The organism is Undibacterium sp. Ji83W, assembly GCF_049340385.1.
Lineage (GTDB): Bacteria > Pseudomonadota > Gammaproteobacteria > Burkholderiales > Burkholderiaceae_D > Undibacterium.
The window spans coordinates 38,351-61,915 of record NZ_JBMPOZ010000012.1 but is presented as its reverse complement, the minus strand read 5'-3'; the positions used below and the strand labels follow the sequence as shown (position 1 = coordinate 61,915).

The window sequence follows — 23,565 nt, the reverse complement described above, 5'->3', positions numbered from 1 at the left end:
ATTTCCTGAATCGTGCAATACTAGAATTTAAATGTAAATTCCCTAATAAAATGACAAATAAAGACGAGAAAAAGACGAGACCATGAAAAATCCAGCCAAAGAATTTATTGTCAATAAAAGCAATTTATTGGAGTCCAGATTCAAGCCCCTGCATGTGCCTGCTGAGGCAGAACTGCAAAATGGCCAGGTGGTCTTGCAGGTGGAGCGTTTTGCTTTTACATCCAATAATGTGACTTATGCCGCCTTTGGCACAGCCATGCATTACTGGAATTTTTTCCCTACGGATGAAGGCTGGGGCAATATCCCGGTCTGGGGTTTTGGCGATGTGTTGGCTTCAAAAGCAGAAGGAGTCGAAGTAGGTGAACGCTTTTATGGTTACTACCCCATGGCGACTCATCTGACAGTACAGGCGACGCGGGTATCGCCTGGCGGCTTTGTCGATGGTTCAGAGCACAGGCAAGCAATGCATGGTTTGTACAATCACTATGTCAGAACAAGTACTGACCCTGGTTACACCAAAGAATCAGAAGATGTGCAAGTCTTGCTGCGACCCTTGTTCATCACCTCATTCATGATTGATGATTTTCTCGATGACAATCAGTTCTTTGGTGCACAGACCGTACTGATCTCCAGTGCTTCCAGCAAAACCGCTTATGGTCTGGCATTCATGCTCTCCTTGCGCAAGGGCAAGGCTTGCAAGGTCGTTGGTCTGACTTCTGCTGGCAATCTGGGATTTGTACGGAATATGGCTATCTATGATGAGGTCATCAGTTACGACCAGGTGACTGAGTTGGCTGCTGACCAGGGCGTTGTGTATGTCGATATGGCTGGCAATGGACAATTGCGCAGCCAGTTGCATCATCATTTCAAAGACAATATGAAATATAGCTGTGCTGTCGGTGGCACGCATTGGGAAGAGTTGAGCGGTGGATCAAACCTGCCTGGCGCAAAACCGACTCTGTTTTTTGCACCAGCTCAAATCAAGAAGCGCATGACAGACTGGGGGCCGAATGGCGTGCAATCGCGCTTGGCTGAAGCCTGGCAAGCCTTTATGCAACCGGTGATGGCGGCAGAAAAACCATGGATGCAGGTTATCCACGGCCAGGGTGAGACTGCAGTAAGGCAAGTCTATGATGATATGCTGGGTGGGGCCGCCCGGCCTGATCAGGGTAATGTCCTGACATTGCTCAGCGGTGACACTGCTTAATTTTTCCAGAGGGTGGGCAAATCGCCAGATTTCCTGCCCTTGATGATGGCTGCATTGATTTTGTTAATGACTTCTGCTTTGGTATTGATGCCAGCAGTGAAATGGATGGGGTCAACCAGCAAAGGCTTGGCAAACACCTTGACGCCGTAATTCATTTGTGTTTCGCTGCGCAGGTTCTTTTCATCCAGATAAAGGTTCAGTTCCGCTTCCAGGTCCCTGGCATTCGGCAGGCGTGAATTGACCAGCATGACATCCATGCGCCCTGATAAAAGTTTTTTCAGGCGCGAACTGCTTTGCGGCTGATCTTCTTCTACCTTGAACGCCACATTGCGCAATTTGTCGATCTCATCACCAAAGCGTATGCCCCTGACTATGCCCACGGATTTGCCTTGCAAATCGTTGATGCCAGCATATTTCATATGGCTGTCATCCCTGACCACGACCCACACAAAGTCTGAAAAAACCGCTTCTGAATAACGCATGGTTTTCAGCCGTTCACTATTTTTCGACAAGCCAAATCCCAGTCCTTCACCTTTGCCTATGTTTTCTATGACGCGGGGCAGGGGATAGCGACGCACCTCAAATTTCACATCCATGGCGCGTTCAAAATAGGCGATGATTTTTTGGTTCTCTGGCCGGATGGGAGCAATCTCTCCATTTTCATCACGGGTTTCTGCGAGTAGCAAAGGCAGGATAGTTTCAGCATGCACTTTTGATTGCAGGCAGCACAGACAGAGCAGCATCCCCATTAAACGGGAGACGTTCAGAAAAATGGCGTGATACTTATCTGACATGCAATGTTTTCGTGCGGAAATGATGTGCGATGATACCTTTGGTGAGACGGGCTTGTATAGCGGTCTTAGGTAAGGATTTGTTAAGCGAAGCTTGATATAACTTAATCGCTACAAAGCCTTACTAAAATAAACATGAACAAATTTCAAAAGAGCTAATTAATTTGCTAAGATGGAAATAAGCTTCTTTAAAGTCGCAGTTTTTGTAGAAAAGGAGACATCATGCCCCTAGTCACAATCACCGTCTGCAAACCCAAGTCTCTGTTGTTCAAAGAGACCGTCTTGAATGCCGTACATGCGGCATTGGTAGAAGCGGGTGTGCCAGAGAAAGACAAGTTCCAGCGCATACTGGAACTTGATACCGAAAACTTCCGCTTTGATACTCATTACCCTGACTTGCACAAGGACAGAAACCAGGACTTTGTCCTGATAGAGATACTCTGGTCAGTCGGGCGCAGTGTACAGATCAAGAAGAAGTTACTGGACACCCTCATGAAACGTCTCTGCGACAAGAGCATGAATCCAGAAAACATCATGGTCTGCTTCAGGGAAACAGCCTGGGAGAATTGGTCTTTCGCTGGCGGCAGGCTATTGCACACATAAGCTGCTGAGCAAATTAGACCGGCACCTGCAAGCTCCACACAAGCGTCACAAAGTTTTTTGCTGGCGCTGGACAAACATATCCGTCAGAATAATTAAAGTTTAACAAGACGGAGCAAGCATGATGGGAAAAACCAGGCTGGAAGCATTCAGCGACGGCGTTATCGCCATCCTGATCACTATCATGGTGCTGGAAATGAAGGTGCCACATGGTGGCACACTGGAAATCTTGCTGCCTGTATGGCCGGTATTCCTCAGTTATATCCTGAGCTTTGTCTATGTCGGTATCTACTGGAATAACCACCATCACATGCTGCATACCTGCCGCAAGGTGACTGGCGGGATTTTATGGGCCAACCTGCATTTGCTGTTCTGGCTTTCACTGATTCCATTCGCTACTGGCTGGGTAGGTGAAAATCATTTCGCCCCTATCCCTGCAGCCCTGTATGGTGCGGTCTTGCTGATGGCTGCGATTGCTTATTTCATCCTGCAACAGCAGATCATTGCCACTCAGGGGGCAGATTCATTGCTGAAAAAAGCTGTAGGCGCAGACTGGAAGGGCAAACTTTCGCCTGCGGTCTATGCTACTGGCATGTTGCTGGCTTGCTGGTATCCCCTGGTGGCGATGGCAATGTATGTCGCGATGGCCTTGATATGGCTGATACCTGACCGCCGCATAGAAAAAGTCTTGAAGAACCACGAAGAGTAAATCCCATGCGCATGACGATATTTGCCGCGGCTCTGGTGGCAGTCATTTTTTGCACATCGGCTATCGCAAGACAGGCCGATTATGATCAGGATATCGTACTTGCTACCACAGGTGGCAAGATTGAGGGCAGCCTGATCATGCCTGCCAATGGGGTGAAACCGCCTGTTGTATTGATTATTGCAGGTTCAGGTGCCACCGACAGGGATGGCAATACGGTCGGCCTGAAAGGCAAGAATGATTCACTGAAAATGCTGGCAGCATCCATGGCACAGGCTGGGGTAGCATCGGTACGCTTTGACAAGCGTGGCGTTGCTGGCAGTGCAGGTGCTGTAGCATCTGAAGCTGATCTGCGCTTTGAAACCTATGTGCAGGATGCCGTGGCCTGGATAAGGTTGCTAAAAGCAGACGTACGGTTTTCTGGTGTGGCCATACTTGGTCATAGCGAGGGCTCGCTGATCGCCATGCTGGCTGCGCAGCAAGAGCCGGTCAAAGCATACATATCTGTGGCAGGCCCGGCAAAAAATGCGGCGGATGTTTTGCGTCAGCAATTGCAAGGGAAGTTGCCACCACTTCTGGCGACCAGGAATGAAGAAATCCTCAGTTCACTGCAAGCTGGAAAAATCTATACTGATGTGCCGGTAGAATTAAGGTCTTTGTATCGCGACAGCGTACAGCCTTATCTTATTTCCTGGTTTCATTACACGCCAGAACAGGAAATAGTCAAACTGAGTTGCCCTATACTATTAATACAGGGTGACAAGGATATACAGGTAGATACTGCGCAATTGAAGGCCTTGATGGCGGCCAAGCCAGAGGCGGACAGCTTGCTGGTTCATGATATGAACCATGTATTGAAAATTATTCGCGGGGACATGACGCAGCAAATGTCTTCTTATACAGACCCGGATCTACCTTTAGCTCCCGAATTGAGCACCGGCCTCAATACTTTCTTGCGCGATAAATTCAAGAAGAAATAAAACATCTGCAGCAATGGATTGCCATTAGTAGCAGACTGTCTTAGGATGGAAATTGATCCGTATCATAGAAGCGGACATTTCCACATATCTGGGGAGAATATGGCAAATCAATCGCAGGGCAGGGGCGGGGATAGTGCACCTCCTGACATCAAGACCGTCATCGACAATGAAGCAGTTTTCCCGCCATTGCGCCGGGTGAACATGTTCCGACCACTGGTCTGGTTGCGGTTGGGCTGGCAAGATGTTCGCGCTTCTGGTGGCTCCAGCATTTTTTATGGCGCGTGCTTTGCCGCCATGGGGCTGGTCTTGCGACTGGTGCTGAATAATGTACCTGAATATTTGTCTGCCCTGACATGTGGTTTTTTGCTGGTAGGTCCTTTGCTAGCGCTGGGTTTATACGATATCAGCCGTCGCCTTGAAAATGTGCGTTCAGGTTTGTTGGACAGTGTATTTTCCATGCGGGGTCGCTGGAGCAATATTGGCGTGCTGGCGCTAGTACTGGCCGTCATCATGATGGTATGGGCGCGTGCTTCACTGGTGATCTTTGCACTTTTTTATAACAAGGGCATGCCGACCATGCAGGGTTTTCTGGCGCAATTGTTTTCACTGAATAATCTGGAATTTCTGGCCGTATATATCTTCATAGGTTTTGTTTTTGCCAGTCTGGTATTTGCCATCAGCTGGGTGTCGATACCCTTGATGCTCGACAGAGATACCGACGCCATTACCGCCATGATCATCAGTTGTGTTGCCTTGTTCGTCAATGTTCCAGCGACTATCATCTGGTCTTCACTCATCATTGCCAGTGTGGTGCTCAGCTTCATGAGCTGGAATCTGGGCTTCGTGATACTTATGCCGATTATTGGGCATGCAAGCTGGCATGCTTATAAGGACGTGGTTGGTAATGCTGCTGATCGTCAGTAAGGTGACAAGCAGATAACCTAAGTTGACCTGAGTTGACCATCAGCAGCCAGATCGAACCGCAGTCCATACCTTAAATTGATCAGACCTTTACATTGATATCGCCAGCAGCATCACTATCTTTTTCTGGTTCACCCAGCTCTTTGGCTTGATGATATGCAGAGTCCGCCTCTGCATCATGACGCTGGTTTTGTGCATGTTCATGCAAATCCAGTGTGACCGGTTCTACCAACGTGACAGCTTCTGGCGCTGTGACTGCATCAGTCTCTGCTGAGCGCGGTTTTTCTGTTGTATTGGCCTGAAGACCATCTCTCACACGAAATGCAGCTACTGCGGCAGAAATCAGGGGATTGATGCTGGCCTGTATGCCAGTGCCACTAGCGCTAGTGTTTATTATGGCATTGTTATTGACAGGTGTTGTTTGCAGAGTACTGGCATTGCTAGCCACCGGGGCAGCAACTGTCGTTGAAACTGGACTGCTTGGTAAAGGGGGATTGTTAGCCGCAAGCTTGTTTGCTGCTGTGGTAGCCTGATTGATCGTATCGAGTGTCTTGCTGACCTCTGCAAACGTGGAAGAGTTGTTGGGCACTGTCTTCGCATTTGTTGATGCTGTGTTGGATGCGGCGCTCTCATTCAATTTAATCGAATTTGCCGCAACCTGGTTTTCCAGCTGGCTTTCGGTCAGCAGCGACGATGGTACTGCAGGGTTTGCTGCAAGCTTATTTGCATTCGCTATGCTTGCCTCTATTGTCGTAGGTGTATCTACTGATGCTGCAGGTGGTGCCTGGATATTTGTTTGAGCTGTAGTTTGTGAATTCAGCGGCAGCGAAGACGCTGCGACGGTAATCTCAGGCGCTTCTGTTGCAGTTGACAGGGCACTGGTGTTACTACCTGCACTTGCACCGGACGCAGTTGCCGAAACATTTGTGCTGCTCTCCTGATCAGGTGCTTTGGTATTTAATGTCGTATTCGATGCTATGTCTGTCGCTGTGGCAGAAGTTATGGCAGACGTTATATTGGCCGTGGCATCAGCAGATGTGTCAATAGTTGGATTGAGCGCTGCACTAACTTGCGAATTAATTTGCGAATTCGTTGTCGCGTTATTTGGGGCAAGCGTTTCTGTAGTAGTTGTTTCTGACGATGCGGATATTGCAGGCGTAAGCTGCGAATTGCTCACTGCATCATTGGCACTGTCGGCGCTGATAACTGCTGCCTGAGTATTCCTGGTGGTATCAATCGCAGTTCGCAGCGCTTCATCTCCCAATGCTTGCTGGAGTTGTGCATCGGCGGTGGTCGTCGCGGTAACTGCGTCCTCATTTACATTGACTGATGCATTGTTGTTACTGACATTACTAATACTATTGCTATTCGTATCGGTACTTGAAGCTGGATTTGTCACATCAGTATTTTCAGTATCAGTCGAACCGGTAGTTGCCAAAAGATTGCCAGAAGCCAGTTCCTGATTTTGTGCGATAAGCGTGCTCTCGGCACTACCCAGTACCTGCAATGCTTGCGTCAGTAAAGATGTCGTGCCTGCTGGATTTTCCGTCAGAGCATTTTGAAAAGCATTCACATCCAGTGTCAGAAAACTGTTGCTGTCTGGTTGGGCGAGATTTTGCAAGTTGATCCCAATTTTTCCCAATTGCTCGAACAGGCTGCTGCCGTCTGCATTTTGTGCGCCCGCATTCATGGCCTGCAAGAGGCTGTCGCTACTGCTGGGTATCAAAGGGTTTTCGGCCAGATTGGAGTTGCTGGCTTGCAGTTGGTTAAATGTGTCTACCAATGAAGTCGCAATAGCAGTGAGCTGGGCAATGTCAGCCTTGGTTTGCGTGGCATCAGCCTGCGTTACGGTATTGGTAGTTGAGCCATTCGTTGAAACATTGGCAGTTCGCCTGCTTTGCAAACGCGCTGTGTAGGCCAACAACTCACCCAGCGCAGAAACATCAACAGTGATGTTATTACTATGTATCGCATCAAGCAAGCCGGGGTTGCTGCTTATTGCTGGTGACAGGGGATTAATCGTACCCAGATTGATTGCTGATGCTGCTTGCAATGCTGGCGTGGTTAATGAGGTGGTAACTGAGCTGATGGGCGAGATAATCATGCACTACCTGCTTTCCTGGAACTTACTTTTATACGTATTTACAGCCTATATCTACTTTCATCAATACTCTGTACGCTGCCTCACTTAAGGCGCAGAACCAGTAAACATTCAGGCAAATAAAAAAATCCTCATAGTGGTTAGTTATGAGGATTTTCACGCAACAAGAAAAAACTACTGATCTATTATTGAGTTGCCATTTATTTCAACGGCGGAATAACCTGCGGCACCAGCGCTTTTATTGGCTGTTCTTTCAGTTTCTTCTCCAGTAATTGAATTGCAGCCTCCAGTTGCTGGTCTTTGCCGTTGAAGGTGGCATGTGGCAGATTTTCTACTTCGATGTCCGGTACTACCCCTATACCTTCCACCAGCCAGCGGCCATCCATGCCAAACTGTGCATTTTCAGCAGCCCTGATCATGCCATTGTCAGACAGGGTATTGTTATCTGACAGCCAGACACCGGCACCTGCCGTGCGTTTGCCTACTAGCGGACCCAGCTTCAAGGCCTTGACACCCGCTGCGAAGGTTTCGCCGTCAGAGTAAGTCAATTCATCTACCAGCACCACCAGATGACCACGGAAGGTTTGCTGCATATTGGTGTACGGTGCAGAGGTTGGTGAAGCCCAGTAAGCCCAGGCTTTGCGCAAGAGTTTTTCTATGATCCAGCTATCGATATTGCCACCACGGTTGCGGCGTACATCAATGATCAGACCATCGCGGTCTATATTGCTGTAAAACTCGCGGGCAAAGCTATTGATATCTTGTGTGCCCATGGCACGCAAATGCAGGTAACCAATACGGCCTTGCGATACCTTGTTGACTTGCTCGCTACGGCTTTGCTCCCAGTCGCTGTAACGCAGATTGGCATGCTTCATCATATTGACTGGCGTGACGATGACAGCGCGGGCAGCCTGGTCGCCGCGTTTGACGTGCATCAATATCTGTTTGTCGGCTTGATTGGTCAACAGGTCTGAGATATCGCGTGCTTCCAGCACTGCCTGACCATTGATGGCGGTGATGATGTCACCTTCCCTGATGTCCAGATCAGGTTGTGACAAGGGCGTGCGCTCGGACGGCAATTCCGGTTCAGTATGATAGATATGGTCTATGCGATAGCCGTTAGCCGTGCGGCTCAATACTGCACCCAATGAAGCGGCTTGTCCTTCAGGTGCCGCACGGCGTATATCACCGGGACGGGTTTGTGAATGCAGGGTGCTGACTTCGCTGGCCATCATGCCCAGTACATCATTCAACTCTGCCCTGTCAGTGATGCGATCTACCAGCGGTGCGTATTTGGTACGTACCTTGTTCCAGTCTACACCGCGCATTTTGTCATCAAACAAAAAGTCCCTGTGCATGCGCCAGGCATCGGCATACATTTGCTGCCATTCAAGTTTGGGGCTGAGGAAGAAAGCCCAGTCGTTAATACTGACTTTGGATTTGCTGACATCGCCTGGTTGTTTCGCACCTGCCTCGACAACAAAGAATTCATTCGGGCCAGTGCCAATTTGCTGGCGATAAAACACATGCTTCTTGTCGGTGGACAAATCAAATTGGCGTATATTGCCCGCAAAAATATCAGGTTGCGGGGATGTCTTGCTGATCGCCAGGGTCTTCAATGTGGCCTTGCCATCGCTGCCTTCCAGCTCTGAAAAATAAATACGCTTGTCGTCAATGGCGAGGTCGCGGTAATTACCGTAAGCCAGCGGCACCTGGTACAAGCGCTCGGCCAGACCAGCATACTGTATGGCTGGCAGGGCAGGCTTGGCAGGTTTTTTTACTTCCTCAGTTTTGTCGCCAGGTTTGTCTTTTGACTTGTCTGCGCTCTTGTCGTCAGTTTTATCTTTATCTTTTTCTTTATCTGCCGCTTTGTCAGCAGCTTTGTCACCGGATTTGCTCAACTCATCGTCGGCCTTGAAGGGAAAGCGATTTCCTGCTTGCAGCGCCAGCGCATACAGGCCAGTACGCTTTTCAAAGTGCGGGCCCATATTACGGTCACCCCAGGGGGCTCGGTTGCTGACCTGGAAATTGCGCTCAGAGTAAAAGTATAGCCAGTGGCCATCTGGCGAGAACACAGGTGCGTGTGAGTTGTACCTGTCGCTGGTGACAAAGTGAATTTGCTTGCTGTCTACTGCATACAAACCTATTTGTGGTCTTTGCAATTTATTGTCAGCCCTGACGATGGCGATGGTCTTGCTATCGGGCGACCAGATGACTTCTTCCTGTCTCTCCGCACCAATTTTGCCAGCGTCATCAATCACCTGATTTGTCTTGGTCGCCAGATCCAGCAGCCACAGCCTGCCGCGTTTGTCGGTATGCGCCAGCCACTTGCCATCAGGGGAGGGGATGATACGGTAGCGGTGTACGTCACCATTGCTTGTCAGGACTTCTGGTTTGCCAAGGCCATTGGCAGGGAATTTCCAGATTTCATTTTCGCCCGTAGTATCGACGATAGCGTACACGGATTTGTCATCATGCGAAAACACGGCTTCGCGGGCACGGGCATTTTCTGGCACTGGCAAGTCTATCCGTCTTTGCGGGCCCGAGCCTGCAATCGTCAGGCGGCCACGGGCGGTGAACAACAGGCGTTCTTCCTTGCCGGCGATTTCTATATTCGACACATAGTCCATAGGGTTTTTGATCTGGCGTTTGCGCTGCTGATCAAAGTCGGATACCAGGTCTATGCTCAAGGTCTGGTCTTTGGCACTGGCGATATCGAGTACATGCAAGTCGGCACCGAGCTGGTAGGCTATCTTGCCATCAGCCACGCTGGGATTACGTACTTCCCAATCCTTGTGCTGGGTCAGGGCGCGGGCATCCGTGCCATCAGGGTTGGCGCTCCAGATATTGAAGGCTCCATTGCGGTCGCTGACAAAGTAAAGCTTGCCCTTCCACAGCATGGGGCGGCGGTTATTGCTTTTGTCGTCGGCAAATAATTGGGTGGCTTCGGTTTTAGCCTGTACGTCATACCGCCAGACTTGTGCAGTAGCACCACCGCGATATTGCTTGGCATTGTCATTCGTCATGTGCAAGCCAAAACGGGTGAAGTACAAATACTTGCCGCTGTCGTCGAGCACAGCTTCATTCGCGTCTGCTACCGGGAACACCCTGCGTGTCAGGGTTTGCGGATTGATAGCGGCGATGATACGGTGCGATGCCGGGCCTGTGCTATTGAGTGTTGTCACCAATACTTCGCCACTGGTTGTCCAGCCCAGCACGGATACCTGGTCATTTTCGAAACTGATGCGCTTGGGCACGCCACCTGTCATCGGCATGACATAAGCCTCAGTCGCGCCTTCGTAGGCGGCAGAAAATGCCAGCCATTTGCCATCTTGTGAAATGGCGGGCAAGACTTCTGCCGCAGGATGGCTGGTCAGCCTTTGTGCCTGGCCACCATTACTTGCTACTTTCCACAAATCACCTTCTGCCGTAAACACGATGGCATCACCGCGTATGGCGGGAAATCGATAATAGGCCGGTGCAGCAAGTACGGTAGTCATCAGACTGGTCAGGCTAAGAGCGAGGGCGAGTTTGCTTGGTCTCATTGTTATTCTCGAAAATGGATGTGGATTGTTTTTTAATAAATACTTATGTAAATTGAAATTTAAATTACAAAGTCGTGTTGCAAAAAAATAGCCTTGAATACATGCAAAGGCTGGGTGAAGAAGATACTCAATAACGGGATTTGCAACATTCTGTAAGCAGTTTTTCATTTATTCCAAGGAAAAAAAGAAACAGTATGTTTTACAGTTACATTTGCCTGCCAGACATTTCTTGAATTGTTAAAAATTATGAAGTACCCTGAATGCTCAGTTTTCACTTGGAAATAATTTACTTACGAGCAGACCAAGGGTGCATCATGAGACAAGTCAGCTTGTGTAAAGTTCTTTTAATTCTGGGTATGTCGGTGGAAATTTCCACAACGTCGGCGCAGAATGTGACATTTTCCATTGATACGCAGGCAGAGCGCAAGACTATCAGCCCATTGATCTATGGTTACAACGCTTATGCCGATGGAACAGGCCGTGCTGGCTGGGCCAATCAGGGCGGGCAAGCCAGTCTGCAAAGCCTGAATTTGCGCTCGCGCCGCCTGGGTGGCAATAACATGACCAGCTATAACTGGGAAAATGGTGTCAGCAATTCCGGTAATGACTGGTGCCATTCATCCAATGCCGGTGTCAGTGCTACTGCCGGGGCAGGCAATCCCAATTCAAACAATGGCTTGGCCTATTACACGCCTGGTGCGGCCTTACAAAGTTTCCAGGACCAGTCGCTGGTGCTGGGCACTTATTCCTTGCTGCAGTTGCCTGCCGCTGGCAAGCTGCCTAAAGACATCATCAACCTCAATCCTCCAAGCACTTGCATGGGTTCCCAGCTTTGGCAAAGCACTGCCGGGCCGTCGAATGTGGACACGGCGCGCTGGGTCAATATCGTCAATGACAAACCGGCTGCGGCTGGTGGTCTGAGTCTGGTACCGGGCTTGGGTGATGGTGTGGTTTATATAGATGAAGAAATCAATTTCCTTGTCCAGAAATATGGCAATGGTGCATCCGCAAATGGTGTTAAAGGCTATGAGTTGGATAATGAGCCTGATCTCTGGCATCACTGGACAACCAATAGCGGAGAAAGCGGTACGCATGCGAACCTGTATCCAATGCTGACCACGGTTACTGATGTCTTACAGAGAAATATCAGTCTCGCAACAACAGTCAAACGCATGGATGCCAGCGCAGAAACTTTTGGGCCTGCAATCAGCGGCTACCTTGGTTTGTTCAGCCTGTGGGCAGTGTGGGATGGTTCAGCCTCGCATCAACCATCTGACTGGGCGCAATACAATGTAGAACCCTATTACAGCAATAATACCGGGGACCGTTATCGTTACAATGGCATGGCCATGGCGAATGCCTATCTGGCAAAGATGAACCAGGCTTCGCAAAGCGCTGGCCGCCGTTTGCTCGACGTGTTTTCTTTCCACTACTATCCGCAAGCTTCTTACAATGCCACTGACCGTGTGCAGGCCGCGCGCAGTTTGTGGGATGCGACTTATGTAGAACCTAGCTGGATTACTCAATCCGGTAATGGTTTCACTGATGGCCGCTCTCTGCAAATGCTGCCCAAGCTGCAGCAATCCATCAATGACTTTTACCCCGGCACAAAAATGGCCGTGACTGAATATGATTTCGGCGGCAAGAGCGATATCACAGGCGCGATTGCCCAGGCGGATGCGTTAGGTGCCTTTGGCAAACAAGGCGTGTATCTCGCGACTTATTTTGGTGATGCAGAGCAGTACATCGCTGCCGGTTTTAAAATTTACAGAAATTATGACGGTAATAAATCTGTTTTTCCAGCGACCTCAGTCAAGGCAGTTTCCAGCAATAATACCAATGCGGTAGTGTATGCAGCGGTCGATGCCAATGACCCTAACGTCATACACGTCATTGCCATCAATCGCCAGAGCAGTAATGTCACGAGCAGTTTTCAACTCAGCCACCCTGTGAATCTGAAATATGCGCAGGTCTGGGGTGTCAGTGGCAGCAGCACCAATATCACTGCAAGGAGTGGGCTCAGCAATATCTCCAAGAACAAGTTCAGTTACACCTTGCCAGCATTGTCTGTGCTGCATTTTGTTCTAAAACCTTAAGTAATTAAGCTTAAGCAAAAAAGCCACCAGCATGCTGGTGGCTTTTCATTTGATGCTTACTATCGATGCTTACTATCTTTCTTGGACTCCAGCTACTTTCAAGATCAGCTTGCCATTGTTTTCGCCAGTGAACAGTTTCTGGAAAGTCTCAGGGAAATTTTCCAGGCCTTCGACGATGTCTTCACGGCTTTTCAGTTTGCCAGACATGATCCAGCCACCCATGACCATCGCAGCTTCCATGGCACGTGGGTAAAAGTCGGATACCATCACGCCCTTCATCGTTGCGCGTTTTACCATCAGGTTCAGGTAGTTTGATGGGCCTTTGATTGGCGTCGTATTATTGTATTGGGATATCGCACCGCAAATCACCACGCGGGCACCAAAGGCCAGTTGCGCCAGGGCCGCATCAAGGATATCACCGCCGACATTATCGAAATACACGTCTATGCCTTTAGGGCAATGCTGCTTCAGGGCGGCGCTGACGTCTTCGCTCTTGTAATCGATTGCGGCATCAAAACCCAGTTCTTCTGTCAGGTAGCGAACCTTGTCTGCGCCACCGGCGATACCAACAACACGCGCACCCTTGATCTTGGCAATCTGGCCAACGATGGTGCCGACTGCGCCTGCTGCACCAGAGATGACGACCGTATCACCTTCCTTGGGCTGACCGACTTCCAGCAAACCAAAGTAAGCGGTCATGCCTGGCATGCCCAGGGTACTCAGGTATAGTGGCAGTGGGGCCAGTTTTGGGTCTATCTTGCTGATACCATTACCATCAGAATAGGCATATTCCTGCATGCCCAATATGCCACTGACGTGATCACCGACAGCGAACTTGGGATTGTTTGATTCAACTACCTGGCCAACAGCCAGGGCGCGCATGACTTCACCAATAGCAACTGGTGGCATATAGGAATTTTTGCTCTCATTCATCCAGCCGCGCATGGCAGGGTCAAGCGAGATATACAGGTTCTTGATCAGCACTTCGCCTGCTTGCAAGTCACGCAACTGTTCTGTGACATGATTGAAATCGCTGGCTTTGACGCTGCCTTGTGGGCGGGCTGCAAGTTTGAATTGAGAGTTGATGGCGTTCATGTTTTTTCCTTGTCGAGTGGTAAGGCAGCAAAGCGCTGACCATGGAGAGCAGTATAGGACGCTTATTGTTGCCTGATAAGCTGGGTATATTGCATAATATTGTTGTCGAAAACGGGACAATAAAAGGACTACTCTATGCTGAATCCACAACACCTGGCCGTATTTGCCTCCATCATCCGCGCTGGCAGCATCAGCAAGGCAGCCGTACAACTGGGCTGTGGCAAGTCCTTGCTATCGCGGCAACTGGCCAAGCTTGAGCAGGATCTGGGCGCACGCCTGATACAGCGCTCCACCCGCAAGCTGACCCTGACCGAGATCGGTGAGCAAGTCCTGCATGAGGCGCAGCGCATCGATACCGCATTAGCCAACATAGAACAAATGGCGGGACAACACCAGCAAGAGGTTAAAGGGCGCTTGCGCGTGACCTGTCCCGTTCCAGCGGTCACCCGGCTGGTGCCGGTCATGATGGAGTTTTGCAAACGTTATCCGCAAATTGATTTTGCCCTGCAAGTCGAAGACAGGCTGGTCGATCTGATTGCCGGGCAAATTGATGTCGCCATCCGTGTTTCCCACCTGGAAGACTCCAGCCTGATTGCACGCAAGCTGGTGGATAGTCAGCGCATACTCTGCGCGTCACCTGCTTATCTGGCCAGTGCAGGCCATCCTGTGGTGGCAGAGGATCTGGCGCAGCATGCCTGCCTGTTGTATATCAACGCTGCGGGCAGGGCCAATGATGAATGGACTTTGCTGGAGCATGGTGAAATCAGGAAAGTCAGAGTGAGCAGCCACTTTCAATCAAATAATGGGCTGGCTCTGGTAGCCGCTGCCTGTTCGGGGGCTGGTGTTTTGTTGATAGACAGGCTGATAGTCAGCAAGCACTTGCAAAGCGGGGAATTGGTGGCGGTGCTGGACAATTATCAATTGCCCAGCGGCTCACCAGTGTATGCAGTGTATCCAGCGCGCGACTGGCTGGCGTTGAAGACGGCCACTTTCGTGGCCTTTTTGCAGGAACGATTATTTACCGGCGTCTGATGCTGCCAGTGATTGGCTTTTACCGATATTCTGGTCAAGGAATTTTTCTACGCGGCCCCAGAAATCAACATTGTTTTTGAGCAGGAAAAAACCGTGAGCTTCTTCAGGATATTCCACCCATTCGACATTGGCATTTTTCTCTTTGACGGCTTTATAGAACTTGGTGCCATGATCTATTGGTACACGACGGTCACGCTTGCCATAAGCCATCAATAAAGGACGTGTTAGTTTGTCGGCATTTTGCAGGGGAGAGGTAGCTTTCAACTGAGCCGCATCCTTGACCTGGTCACCGATCAATACCGGCATGCCGAACCATTTCCATTCATCTGAGAAATCACTCCAGTGTATGTCATACATCAGATTGATGTCGGTGACGCCTACCCACTCTATGCCACAGCGGAAAATATCAGGGTCTTTGATCAGGCCCATCAAGGTCGCATAGCCACCGTAACTGGCACCAGCAATACAAATACGCTTGGCATCGACATAGCCTTGGGCTACTGCCCATTTGGCGGCATCGGCCACATCATCCTGCATGGCCAGGCCCCATTGCTTGATACCAGCACGGAAATGCTTGGCGCCATAACCTGTGCTGCCGCGATAATCTGGCTCTATGACGGCATAACCGCGCGATGCCAGGAATTGCGCTTGTGGATTCCAGTTCCAGTGATTGCCGCGCAAATACGGGCCACCGTGTACCAGCACCACGGCTGGCAGGTTTTTGCCTGAGCTATTATGAGGCAGGGTCAGGTTAACAGGTATCTGCAGACCATCGCGTGCTGTGTAATTCAGCATTTGCTTTTCTGCCATTTGCTCAGGTTTGATGTCAGGTTTGCTGACACCCAGGCGCACCAATTTTTTTGTATTGAAATCAAACAACTGCCAAAAGCCAGGTGCAACATCTGAATAAGAATGAACCAGCGCGATATTGGTTTTCAGTTCTGATGGGAAATGCAGGGCATTGTGGGTATCTGGTAAAAGTGCATCAATCTGCTTTTGTTTATCCGCCATGGTTTCATCAAACCATATGGTTGCAGGTCTGCTCATTTCATAGCGCAGGCCCAACACCTTCTTTTGCGGAGCGTTGTAGATCAACTGACCAGTAAAATCATAGCCTTTCAATGAGATTACTGGATCTGCTTCGAGCTGATTCTTTTCCAGATCAAAACGATACAGTGAGCTGAATTCCTTGCCATTGTTGGCACGTACATATAAATCACCTTCCGGACTGAAAAACACAGGCGTTATCCTGTCATCGGATGTCCAGCTGGATGTTGCCAGTTTGCGCCAGGCATTGGTTTTCGGGTCTTTATAGTTAAGGACAGATTTGTCTTCTTCTGTCGTGACTGCGGCACGTGCAACCCCGGCCTTGTCTATCAACCATGCGTTGACCTTGCCAGGGCGGGGAATAAGTTCAGTATTGCCTGTTATCGTGTTAAGGCGATACAGATCATAGATACCAGACCCGGCTTCGGTAGCTTGAGTGACATAGATGTCTGGCGAATTTAAATCATGAGCGATGTCCAGAAAGTGGGTGTACCACGGTAATTCGCCTACCACCTTGGTGCCGGGATTGGTAAACTGATGTGTGACCAGGCGTACACGTTTGCTGCGGTCTTTATTTACCGCATATAAGCCAGGTCTGAAAATGCGCTGGACTTCTTTGTACTGCAGATCTGTCAGATCGTAGACCAGCCTGTCATTATTGATCCAGTGGAAAGAGTCCACATCCTTGTCTTCATAATTGGCGATAATTTCCGGGCGCAGTTGGCCAATTTCCAGCACTGCCAGCACCATACGGTCATTCGCACCCTTCATGATCATGGCGATGTTTTTGCCATCAGGAGACAGGCGGGCATCATGGAATTGCGATTCTTTGAAAAAATTCGCAATAGGAACAGGTTCAGCCGCTGCATGCGAAACTGGAGCCTGAAGCAAGAACAGGCTGCCGAAAACACCAAAGGCGATTTTGAGGGCGAGAGGCTTGTAAAAGTGATGCATGCGCGCTTTCATTGCTGGAATGGAATTGCGCATTATATACAAGATAAATTCAGATTAAATACAGATTGATAAATGTTAAACAAGCTTTAGAGGCGATGCTTTAGATGCAATGCTCTTGTCACAAAAAATGGCCTGTATTGCTTTCACAATACAGGCCATTTTCTTTATCTTGAAGCTCAGGCTGCGTTTTTGACTTGCTGTATTACGACACGCAACATGCTGATCAGCTCATCAATTTCTTCCTTCGTCACATTCAGGGCTGGCATGAAGCGCAGCAGGTCAGGGCGAGGGGAATTGATCAGCAAACCTACTGGCTCCATATCACGCGCAGCTTCCACCAGCTTGCCGCCGATATTGTCACCCAGCTTCAGGGCACGCAGCAAACCAAAGCCACGTTCGCCTTGCATGCCAAATTCTTCAGACAGTTTTTCCAGTTGCAGACTCAGGTATTCTGCTTTTTCCTGAACCGATGCCAGGAAGCCAGGTTTGGTCAGTTCCTTGAATACTGCGATACCGACAGCTGCCATCAAAGGCGCACCGTTGTAGGTACCGCCCTGGTCGCCAGGAACGAAGCAGGCTACTTCTTCACGGCACAGCAGGGCACCCAGTGGTACGCCACCGCCTATGCCTTTGGCCAGAGTCATGATGTCTGGTTCTATGTTGGACAATTGATAGCCAAACAATTCGCCGGTACGGCCCATGCCGGTCTGTACTTCATCAACGATGAGCAGCAGGCCATGCTTCCTGGTCAATTCACGCAGGGCTTGCATGAACTCAGGGCTGGCGGGGATCACGCCGCCTTCACCTTGTACCGGCTCCAGCATGACGCCTACGGTTTTGTCGGTGATCAGTTTTTCTACTGACGCGATATCGTTCAGGTCTGCCTTGGGGAAGCCGCTGACTTGTGGAGCAAAAATCGTGTCCCAGCCTGGTTTGCCAGAGGCAGACATCATTGCCAGGGTACGGCCATGGAAACCATGGTCAAAGGTAATGATTTCAAACGCGCCATTCTTGTTCAACTGGCCCCACTTGCGCGCCAGTTTGACTGCGCCCTCATTGGCTTCTGCACCGCTGTTAGTGAAAAACACGCGGTCAAAGCAAGAGTTCTTCGTCAGCAGATCAGCAAACTCCACCATAGGGGCGTTATAGAAAGCCGGGGAAGGGTTCAGCAATTTTTTCGATTGGGTGACCAATGCATCATGAATCACGTCTGGGCAATGACCCAGGCAATTGACTGCCCAGCCTTGCAGATAATCCAGATATCGCTTGCCCTTGTGATCAGTCAAATACATGCCCTTGCCTTCGACGAACACGAGTTCTGGGCGTGGGGTGATGTACATCAGGGAATTTACGTTGTACTGACTGAATTCCATTTCAAGACTCCTAAGGTCGTTACAGTGGGTGGGAATAGACAAAAATTCAAGATAAAAAAAAGCCACAGGGCGGAACCTGTGGCTGGATATTCGTGGTGCAGCTTTTTACGCGCACGCTCACTCCTACATCGGCCCAGGCTCGCTTGGCGAGTTGCGACGTCGTGCAATATTCGGTGAGGACATGTCAGTAAAAATTTTCATAAAACGGATAATAGGACTTTTTGCGCACTGCGTCAAAAAAATTTTGGTGGACTTACGCAAAGCCGCCCCAGCTGCGTTGCAACTCCTCTCCTAGGAGCCGCGTACTAAAGTACTGTCTTCGTCGTTGCCGGTGTAGTCGGGGTTTCAGACAATGTATTGTCTGCCGACGTAACGAACCGCCCTTGCAAGGGCGGTTTCCTAAAGCGATAGCCTTGCTGGGATGACTTTGCGTAAGCCCTGTTTTCGATAGGCTATTTGACCAGTGTTTGTGCCTGTCAATGCATCAATTCGCCAGATCAGCCTCAGAAGTAAAGGAGTCTGCATAGAATTCGTCTGCAGGCAACTGGCACTGTGTCGTAAAGTCACGCTTGGCTGAGTCCACCACGACAGGTGCGCCGCAGGCATACACTTGATAGCCAGACAAGTCTGCATGGTCAGCGATGACTGCCTGATGCACAAAACCGCTGCGGCCAGCCCACTCATCTTCAGGCAAGGCGTCAGAAACGACAGGGATATAGTTAAAGCCTGGTATTTGCTTTTCCCATTCCTTGCACAAAGCATGCATATACAAGTCAGCAGGGCGGCGGCCACCCCAGTACAGGCTGACGGGGCGCTTGGATTCTATATGGATCAAATGTTCCACTAATGCCTTGATCGGGGCGAAGCCAGTACCGGAAGCCAGCAGGATAATTGGTTTTTCACTATCTTCACGCAGGAAGAAAGTGCCTTGTGGGCCCTCAAAGCGCAGGATGTCGCGTTCTTTCAGAGTAGTAAACACTTGATCGGTGAACAAACCGCCTGGCATATGGCGTACATGCAAAGTGATATGCTCATCCAGGTGCGGGGCATTCGCCATGCTATAGCTGCGGCGCTTGCCATCCCTGAGCATGAATTCTATATATTGGCCGGCGCGGTATTGCAGGCGCTCATTGGCTGGCAATTGCAGGGCGATGAGCATGACATCATGCGAAAGCTTTTCCAGTTTGGCAATGCGGCTAGGCATTTTCTTGACCGGGTAATCACCATCTGCGACGATTTCGCGGGCTTCTATGGTCAGGTCGGATTGTGGTTTGGCACAGCAGAACAAAGACATGCCCAGGGCTTCTTCAGCCTCGGGCAGGGCGCGTTGCTGATGCGGGCCATGTTGTACTGTGCCGCTGGCTATCTTGCCCTTGCAAGAGCCACAGGCACCATTTTTACAGCCATATGGCAAGATGACGCCTGCGCGCAGAGCTGCCGACAAGACGGTTTCATCTTCTTCGCAGCTAAATTGACGGCCACTAGGGGTGACACTTACTTGAAAAGTCATACAATCCTGAACATGAAAAAACAGTTTAAACAAATTGGCAAGCCACGCTTGCTTATCATAGGTTGCGGCGATGTAGGCATGCGCCTGTTACCATTATTGCGCCAGCATTTCCGCATCTTTGCCCTGACCAGCCAGACCGGGCGCTGTGCAGAATTGCGTGCTGCTGGTGCCATTCCCTTGATAGGAAATCTGGATCAGCCACATACCTTGGCGCGCCTTAAAGGACTGGCAGACAGGGTTGTTCATCTGGCACCACCACCCTCAGAAGGCAAGACCGACAGGCGCACACAAAATTTGACCGCCATTTTACCTGACAAGAGCAGCCTTGTTTATATCAGCACTACTGGGGTGTATGGTGACTGTGCCGGGGCATCGTTTGACGAGACCAGAGCGGTCAGTCCACAAAACGCCCGTGCCCAGCGCCGCGTGGCTGCTGAAAACTGCCTGCGTGCCTGGGCCAGGCGCAGTCATTCCTGCCTTTCCATCCTGCGGGTGCCGGGTATCTATGCAGCTGATCGCCTGCCATTGGAACGTTTGCACAAAGGCACGCCCGCACTGATAGAGGCTGACGATGTGTACACCAATCACATTCATGCAGATGACCTGGCGCAGTTGATCAGGCTGGCATTGTTCCGGGCGCTACCCAACCGGGTTTATCACGCAGTGGATGACAGTGACATGAAGATGGCTGCGTATTTTGATCTGGTGGCGGATGCGTTTGCACTGCCAAGGCCACCACGCTTGCCACGCGCCGAACTGGCGCAGCAAGTCAGCCCGGTATTGCTGTCCTTCATGTCGGAATCAAGGCGCATGCAAAACCAGCGCATTAAACTGGAACTGGGTGCGCGCCTGCGTTATGCCTCGGTGGTTGACGGTGTGGCAGCGGCAGTAGCAGTTGTACCAGCAGTAACAAGCGGCAAGACAATATAGAAGCAAGAACCCAGGTTTTCTGTGCTGCTGAAGCCGATCTGCCCGCCCATTTTTTCTATCATGGTCTTGGTCAGGCTGAGGCCCAGGCCAGTGCCTGCATATTTGCGGGCGGCCTTGGCATCTTCCTGGGTAAATTTCTGGAAGATACTGCTCTTGAATTCTTCTGAAATACCTATGCCATAGTCTTGTACTTCTATGCGTATCTGATCGCGCTCCACCGTGGCACGCACATTGATTTGTCCATGTGGCCGTGAGAACTTGATGGCATTCGACAACAAGTTGGACAAGACTTGTACAAAACGCTGCGAATCCACACGCACAAGTACAGCATGATCCACCTGCGTTTCATACTGTATACCTATGTCGAAACTTTGCGCATATCCCTGATTTGACTGCAAAGTGCTGTCTATCAGTTCTGCCAGTGGCAGTGTTTCGAAATGGAATTGCATGCTGCCATATTCCAGCTTTTCAAAATCCAGCAAATCATTGATCAGTGTCGTCAGGCGTTTGGCATTGTCATTCGCCATCATCAGCATGGATTGTGCTTTTTCCGGGATTTCTCCGGCAACACCGCCTACCAGAAGACCCAGCACACCACGTATGGAAGTCAGTGGTGTGCGCAATTCATGGGAGACGGCGGAGACAAATTCAGTCTTGAGTTTCTCCACCCGTTTTTTCTCGGACAGGTCATGCACAATAATGACGTACAAGACTTGCAAGCCCAGGCGCACACGGGTAATTGCCAGTTCTACTGGTACGTCCTGACCATCTTTTTGCTTCGCCAGCAATTCCCTGCGCTCACTTTTTCCTGCCACTTCAAATTGTTTCTCACGATCGGTTGCACGCAAATGTGTTGTCAGGAATTGCAGGGATTCAGGATCAGGAAACAGGCTAAATATATTCCTGCCGCGCAAACTGCCATGAGCATACTTCAACAAGACTTCTGCAGAACGGTTGGCGGATTCGATAAGGCCGTTTTCATTCGTCGTCAAGATACCTTCCGCTGCATTGTCGAGTACTGTGCGCAGGCGTTCTTCACTATCATGCAGTTCAGCCGTTCTTTGTGCGACCAGGCTTTCTATACCAAAGGTATGGGCCGTTGCCACCAATAGATACGCGCCCAGCAGGCCAGTGAACAGCAGACCACCTATCATGGTGATCCAGGTAATCCAGGCGACATGGGTGCGCCAGTATTCTGACGAAGGCTGCGCCTGCAAGGCAAATTGCCGGCCACCAAAATTGATGGTGGACTGGAACAGGTAACCCTGGTTCAGTCCGCTGATTTCATCGATGAATATCCCCTTTTTACCAGGGTAAGAAAGATCATAAAATTTGATGCGCACGCTACGCATGTCTTCGTTTGAGAGAATTTCCCTGACCACGTCAGCCATGCGTATCATGCTGACTGCTGCACCTGAAAAAGCAGCCTTTCTTTGCTCCATGGTCTCTTGCGGTTTACCGTTTTCATAGACAGGGGCAAACAACAGTACATGCAATTGTTCCCGGCCATCGGTCTCATTGAAAATCAAGGGGTCGGTTACCGTCAGATGACCACTGTCGCGCGCATCTTCTATCGCGATCCTGCGTGCAGTGGTCGACCCCATGTCATAACCAAACATCTGGTGATTATCAAAGAAGGGCTCTATGTAGCGGATGGGATAATATTCATCCCTGACGCTGACTTCAACGAGTTGCTGAAATTCATTCATCTCCTGTATCTGGTAATTGGCAAATCCTTCTCGCAGCACGGTCACTTCAAAGCTTTGTCGCTGCTGCAGATCGACCCTGGGTACCCAGGAAAGGAAGGAAATGGCTTTCTGGCTTTGCAGGTTATGGCTGACAAAGGTAGCAAAATCGCTGCGGCTGACTTGCTGGGAACTGGCATACAGGCGCTCAATATTGCGCATGATGTCGGCATGCGTATCGAGCTTGTTTTGCAAATTCTGGCCTATGCGTTCAGCTTTCAAGCGGAATTCGAGTTGTTGTTTTTGTTCTTCACGGTAACGGGTAAAGGCAAATGCAGTAATCACCAGCATCAGGCAGATCAGCAATGGCACCATGACACTCCAGCGTCTGGCATACCAGATTTCGCGTGGCTTGCCATAGATCACCATGATGATGGGCGCAATAGTTAAAACGCCGAAGGTGTCGCCTATCCACCAGCCTATCCAGTTATTGAAAAAATCCTGCCAGGGAATGACACCTAAAGCCACCAGGGCGGTGACACTGATACTGGCATTGATCAGGCAGGCAATGATGCCGCCATAGATGAAAAACTGGAAAATCGCCTTGTCTGAATCCAGCGCCAGATTGTCCTGTAATTTTTTCAAGACCAGCTTGCTGCCGGTGAAGGCCTGCAGGGTGGCTCCCGCAGCAACAATAGTTGATGCAATCAATGAATTGGTATTGATGTTACCAAAGATGCTCTGATTAATGAGTAAATTGGCAATGTATGCGCCGACTGCCACGCCAGGCAAGAGGCGGTAGCCGCCAGTCAGGACCATGCCCAGTGCTACGCCTGCAGAAGGGTAGATGGCGATGGCATAACCAGGTGGTATGGCAAGTAGCAGGGAAAGGCGTCCAAGTGCCGCATACAGTATGGCAAGCACCAGCATTTGCCATAGTAGTTGTCGCGTATCACTTTCCGGTGTTGAACGCATTCCCGCCTTCCCTGAAG

At 50.1% G+C, this 23,565-nt stretch carries 16 protein-coding genes; 8 read left to right on the top strand and 8 right to left on the bottom strand.

Annotation, left to right across the window (positions count from 1 at the left end; genetic code table 11):
* The first annotated feature begins 82 nt into the window (after positions 1-82).
* The gene (locus ACO0LD_RS19410) at positions 83-1,207 is read left to right on the top strand and encodes a DUF2855 family protein (protein WP_423009810.1); all 1,125 of its coding nucleotides are present in this window, start codon (positions 83-85) and stop codon (positions 1,205-1,207) included.
* On the opposite strand, the gene ACO0LD_RS19405 is transcribed toward ACO0LD_RS19410, so the two are convergent.
* Positions 1,204-1,917 carry a substrate-binding periplasmic protein gene (locus ACO0LD_RS19405; protein ID WP_423009808.1) on the bottom strand — a complete coding sequence of 238 codons (714 nt, stop codon included), beginning with the start codon at positions 1,915-1,917 and terminating at the stop codon, positions 1,204-1,206. The two genes, ACO0LD_RS19410 and ACO0LD_RS19405, sit on opposite strands and share 4 nt — an antisense overlap.
* Before the next feature lie 303 nt (positions 1,918-2,220).
* Between ACO0LD_RS19405 and ACO0LD_RS19400 the strand changes: the two genes are divergently transcribed.
* The 4 genes from ACO0LD_RS19400 (at position 2,221) to ACO0LD_RS19385 (ending at position 5,208) form a co-directional block, all read left to right on the top strand.
* Positions 2,221-2,601 carry a tautomerase family protein gene (locus tag ACO0LD_RS19400; protein WP_423009806.1) on the top strand — a complete coding sequence of 127 codons (381 nt, stop codon included), beginning with the start codon at positions 2,221-2,223 and terminating at the stop codon, positions 2,599-2,601.
* 121 nt (positions 2,602-2,722) lie between these two features.
* Entirely contained in the window at positions 2,723-3,307 is a 585-nt protein-coding gene (locus ACO0LD_RS19395) for a TMEM175 family protein (protein ID WP_423009951.1), read from the top strand.
* Positions 3,308-3,312: 5 nt separating this feature from the next.
* Positions 3,313-4,284 (top strand): alpha/beta hydrolase family protein, encoded by a 972-nt coding sequence (locus ACO0LD_RS19390; protein WP_423009804.1) that lies wholly within the window; start codon positions 3,313-3,315, stop codon positions 4,282-4,284.
* Positions 4,285-4,383: 99 nt separating this feature from the next.
* Positions 4,384-5,208, top strand: a complete 825-nt coding sequence (locus ACO0LD_RS19385) for a DUF2189 domain-containing protein (RefSeq protein WP_423009802.1) — start codon at positions 4,384-4,386, stop codon at positions 5,206-5,208.
* Between the two features lie 79 nt (positions 5,209-5,287).
* Here ACO0LD_RS19385 and ACO0LD_RS19380 read toward each other — a convergent pair whose 3' ends face one another.
* Both ACO0LD_RS19380 and ACO0LD_RS19375 read right to left on the bottom strand, forming a co-directional pair.
* The gene (locus tag ACO0LD_RS19380) at positions 5,288-7,309 is read right to left on the bottom strand and encodes a hypothetical protein (RefSeq protein WP_423009800.1); all 2,022 of its coding nucleotides are present in this window, start codon (positions 7,307-7,309) and stop codon (positions 5,288-5,290) included.
* Between the two features lie 197 nt (positions 7,310-7,506).
* The gene (locus ACO0LD_RS19375; protein WP_423009798.1) at positions 7,507-10,851 is read right to left on the bottom strand and encodes a S41 family peptidase; all 3,345 of its coding nucleotides are present in this window, start codon (positions 10,849-10,851) and stop codon (positions 7,507-7,509) included.
* 392 nt (positions 10,852-11,243) lie between these two features.
* On the opposite strand from ACO0LD_RS19375, the gene ACO0LD_RS19370 reads away from it, so the two are divergent.
* Complete coding sequence (locus ACO0LD_RS19370; RefSeq protein WP_423009796.1) at positions 11,244-12,947, top strand: glycoside hydrolase family 44 protein; 1,704 nt, start codon at positions 11,244-11,246, stop codon at positions 12,945-12,947.
* A gap of 72 nt (positions 12,948-13,019) precedes the next feature.
* On the opposite strand, the gene ACO0LD_RS19365 is transcribed toward ACO0LD_RS19370, so the two are convergent.
* Positions 13,020-14,042 (bottom strand): NADP-dependent oxidoreductase, encoded by a 1,023-nt coding sequence (locus tag ACO0LD_RS19365; RefSeq protein ID WP_423009794.1) that lies wholly within the window; start codon positions 14,040-14,042, stop codon positions 13,020-13,022.
* 135 nt (positions 14,043-14,177) lie between these two features.
* Between ACO0LD_RS19365 and ACO0LD_RS19360 the strand changes: the two genes are divergently transcribed.
* Positions 14,178-15,074: a LysR family transcriptional regulator gene (locus ACO0LD_RS19360; protein ID WP_423009792.1), complete on the top strand. Its 897-nt coding sequence runs from the start codon at positions 14,178-14,180 to the stop codon at positions 15,072-15,074.
* Here the strand turns inward: ACO0LD_RS19360 and ACO0LD_RS19355 are convergent.
* From ACO0LD_RS19355 to ACO0LD_RS19345, 3 genes are all read right to left on the bottom strand, one after another.
* Positions 15,057-17,075, bottom strand: a complete 2,019-nt coding sequence (locus ACO0LD_RS19355; RefSeq protein ID WP_423009790.1) for an alpha/beta hydrolase family protein — start codon at positions 17,073-17,075, stop codon at positions 15,057-15,059. The genes ACO0LD_RS19360 and ACO0LD_RS19355 overlap by 18 nt on opposite strands.
* Before the next feature lie 176 nt (positions 17,076-17,251).
* Positions 17,252-18,448 carry an acetylornithine transaminase gene (locus ACO0LD_RS19350; protein ID WP_423009788.1) on the bottom strand — a complete coding sequence of 399 codons (1,197 nt, stop codon included), beginning with the start codon at positions 18,446-18,448 and terminating at the stop codon, positions 17,252-17,254.
* Between the two features lie 484 nt (positions 18,449-18,932).
* Positions 18,933-19,958, bottom strand: a complete 1,026-nt coding sequence (locus ACO0LD_RS19345; protein WP_423009786.1) for a CDP-6-deoxy-delta-3,4-glucoseen reductase — start codon at positions 19,956-19,958, stop codon at positions 18,933-18,935.
* 12 nt (positions 19,959-19,970) lie between these two features.
* Between ACO0LD_RS19345 and ACO0LD_RS19340 the strand changes: the two genes are divergently transcribed.
* Positions 19,971-20,888 (top strand): SDR family oxidoreductase, encoded by a 918-nt coding sequence (locus ACO0LD_RS19340; RefSeq protein ID WP_423009784.1) that lies wholly within the window; start codon positions 19,971-19,973, stop codon positions 20,886-20,888.
* Here ACO0LD_RS19340 and ACO0LD_RS19335 read toward each other — a convergent pair.
* Positions 20,813-23,548: a CHASE domain-containing protein gene (locus tag ACO0LD_RS19335; RefSeq protein WP_423009782.1), complete on the bottom strand. Its 2,736-nt coding sequence runs from the start codon at positions 23,546-23,548 to the stop codon at positions 20,813-20,815. The two genes, ACO0LD_RS19340 and ACO0LD_RS19335, sit on opposite strands and share 76 nt — an antisense overlap.
* Positions 23,549-23,565: the final 17 nt, after the last annotated feature.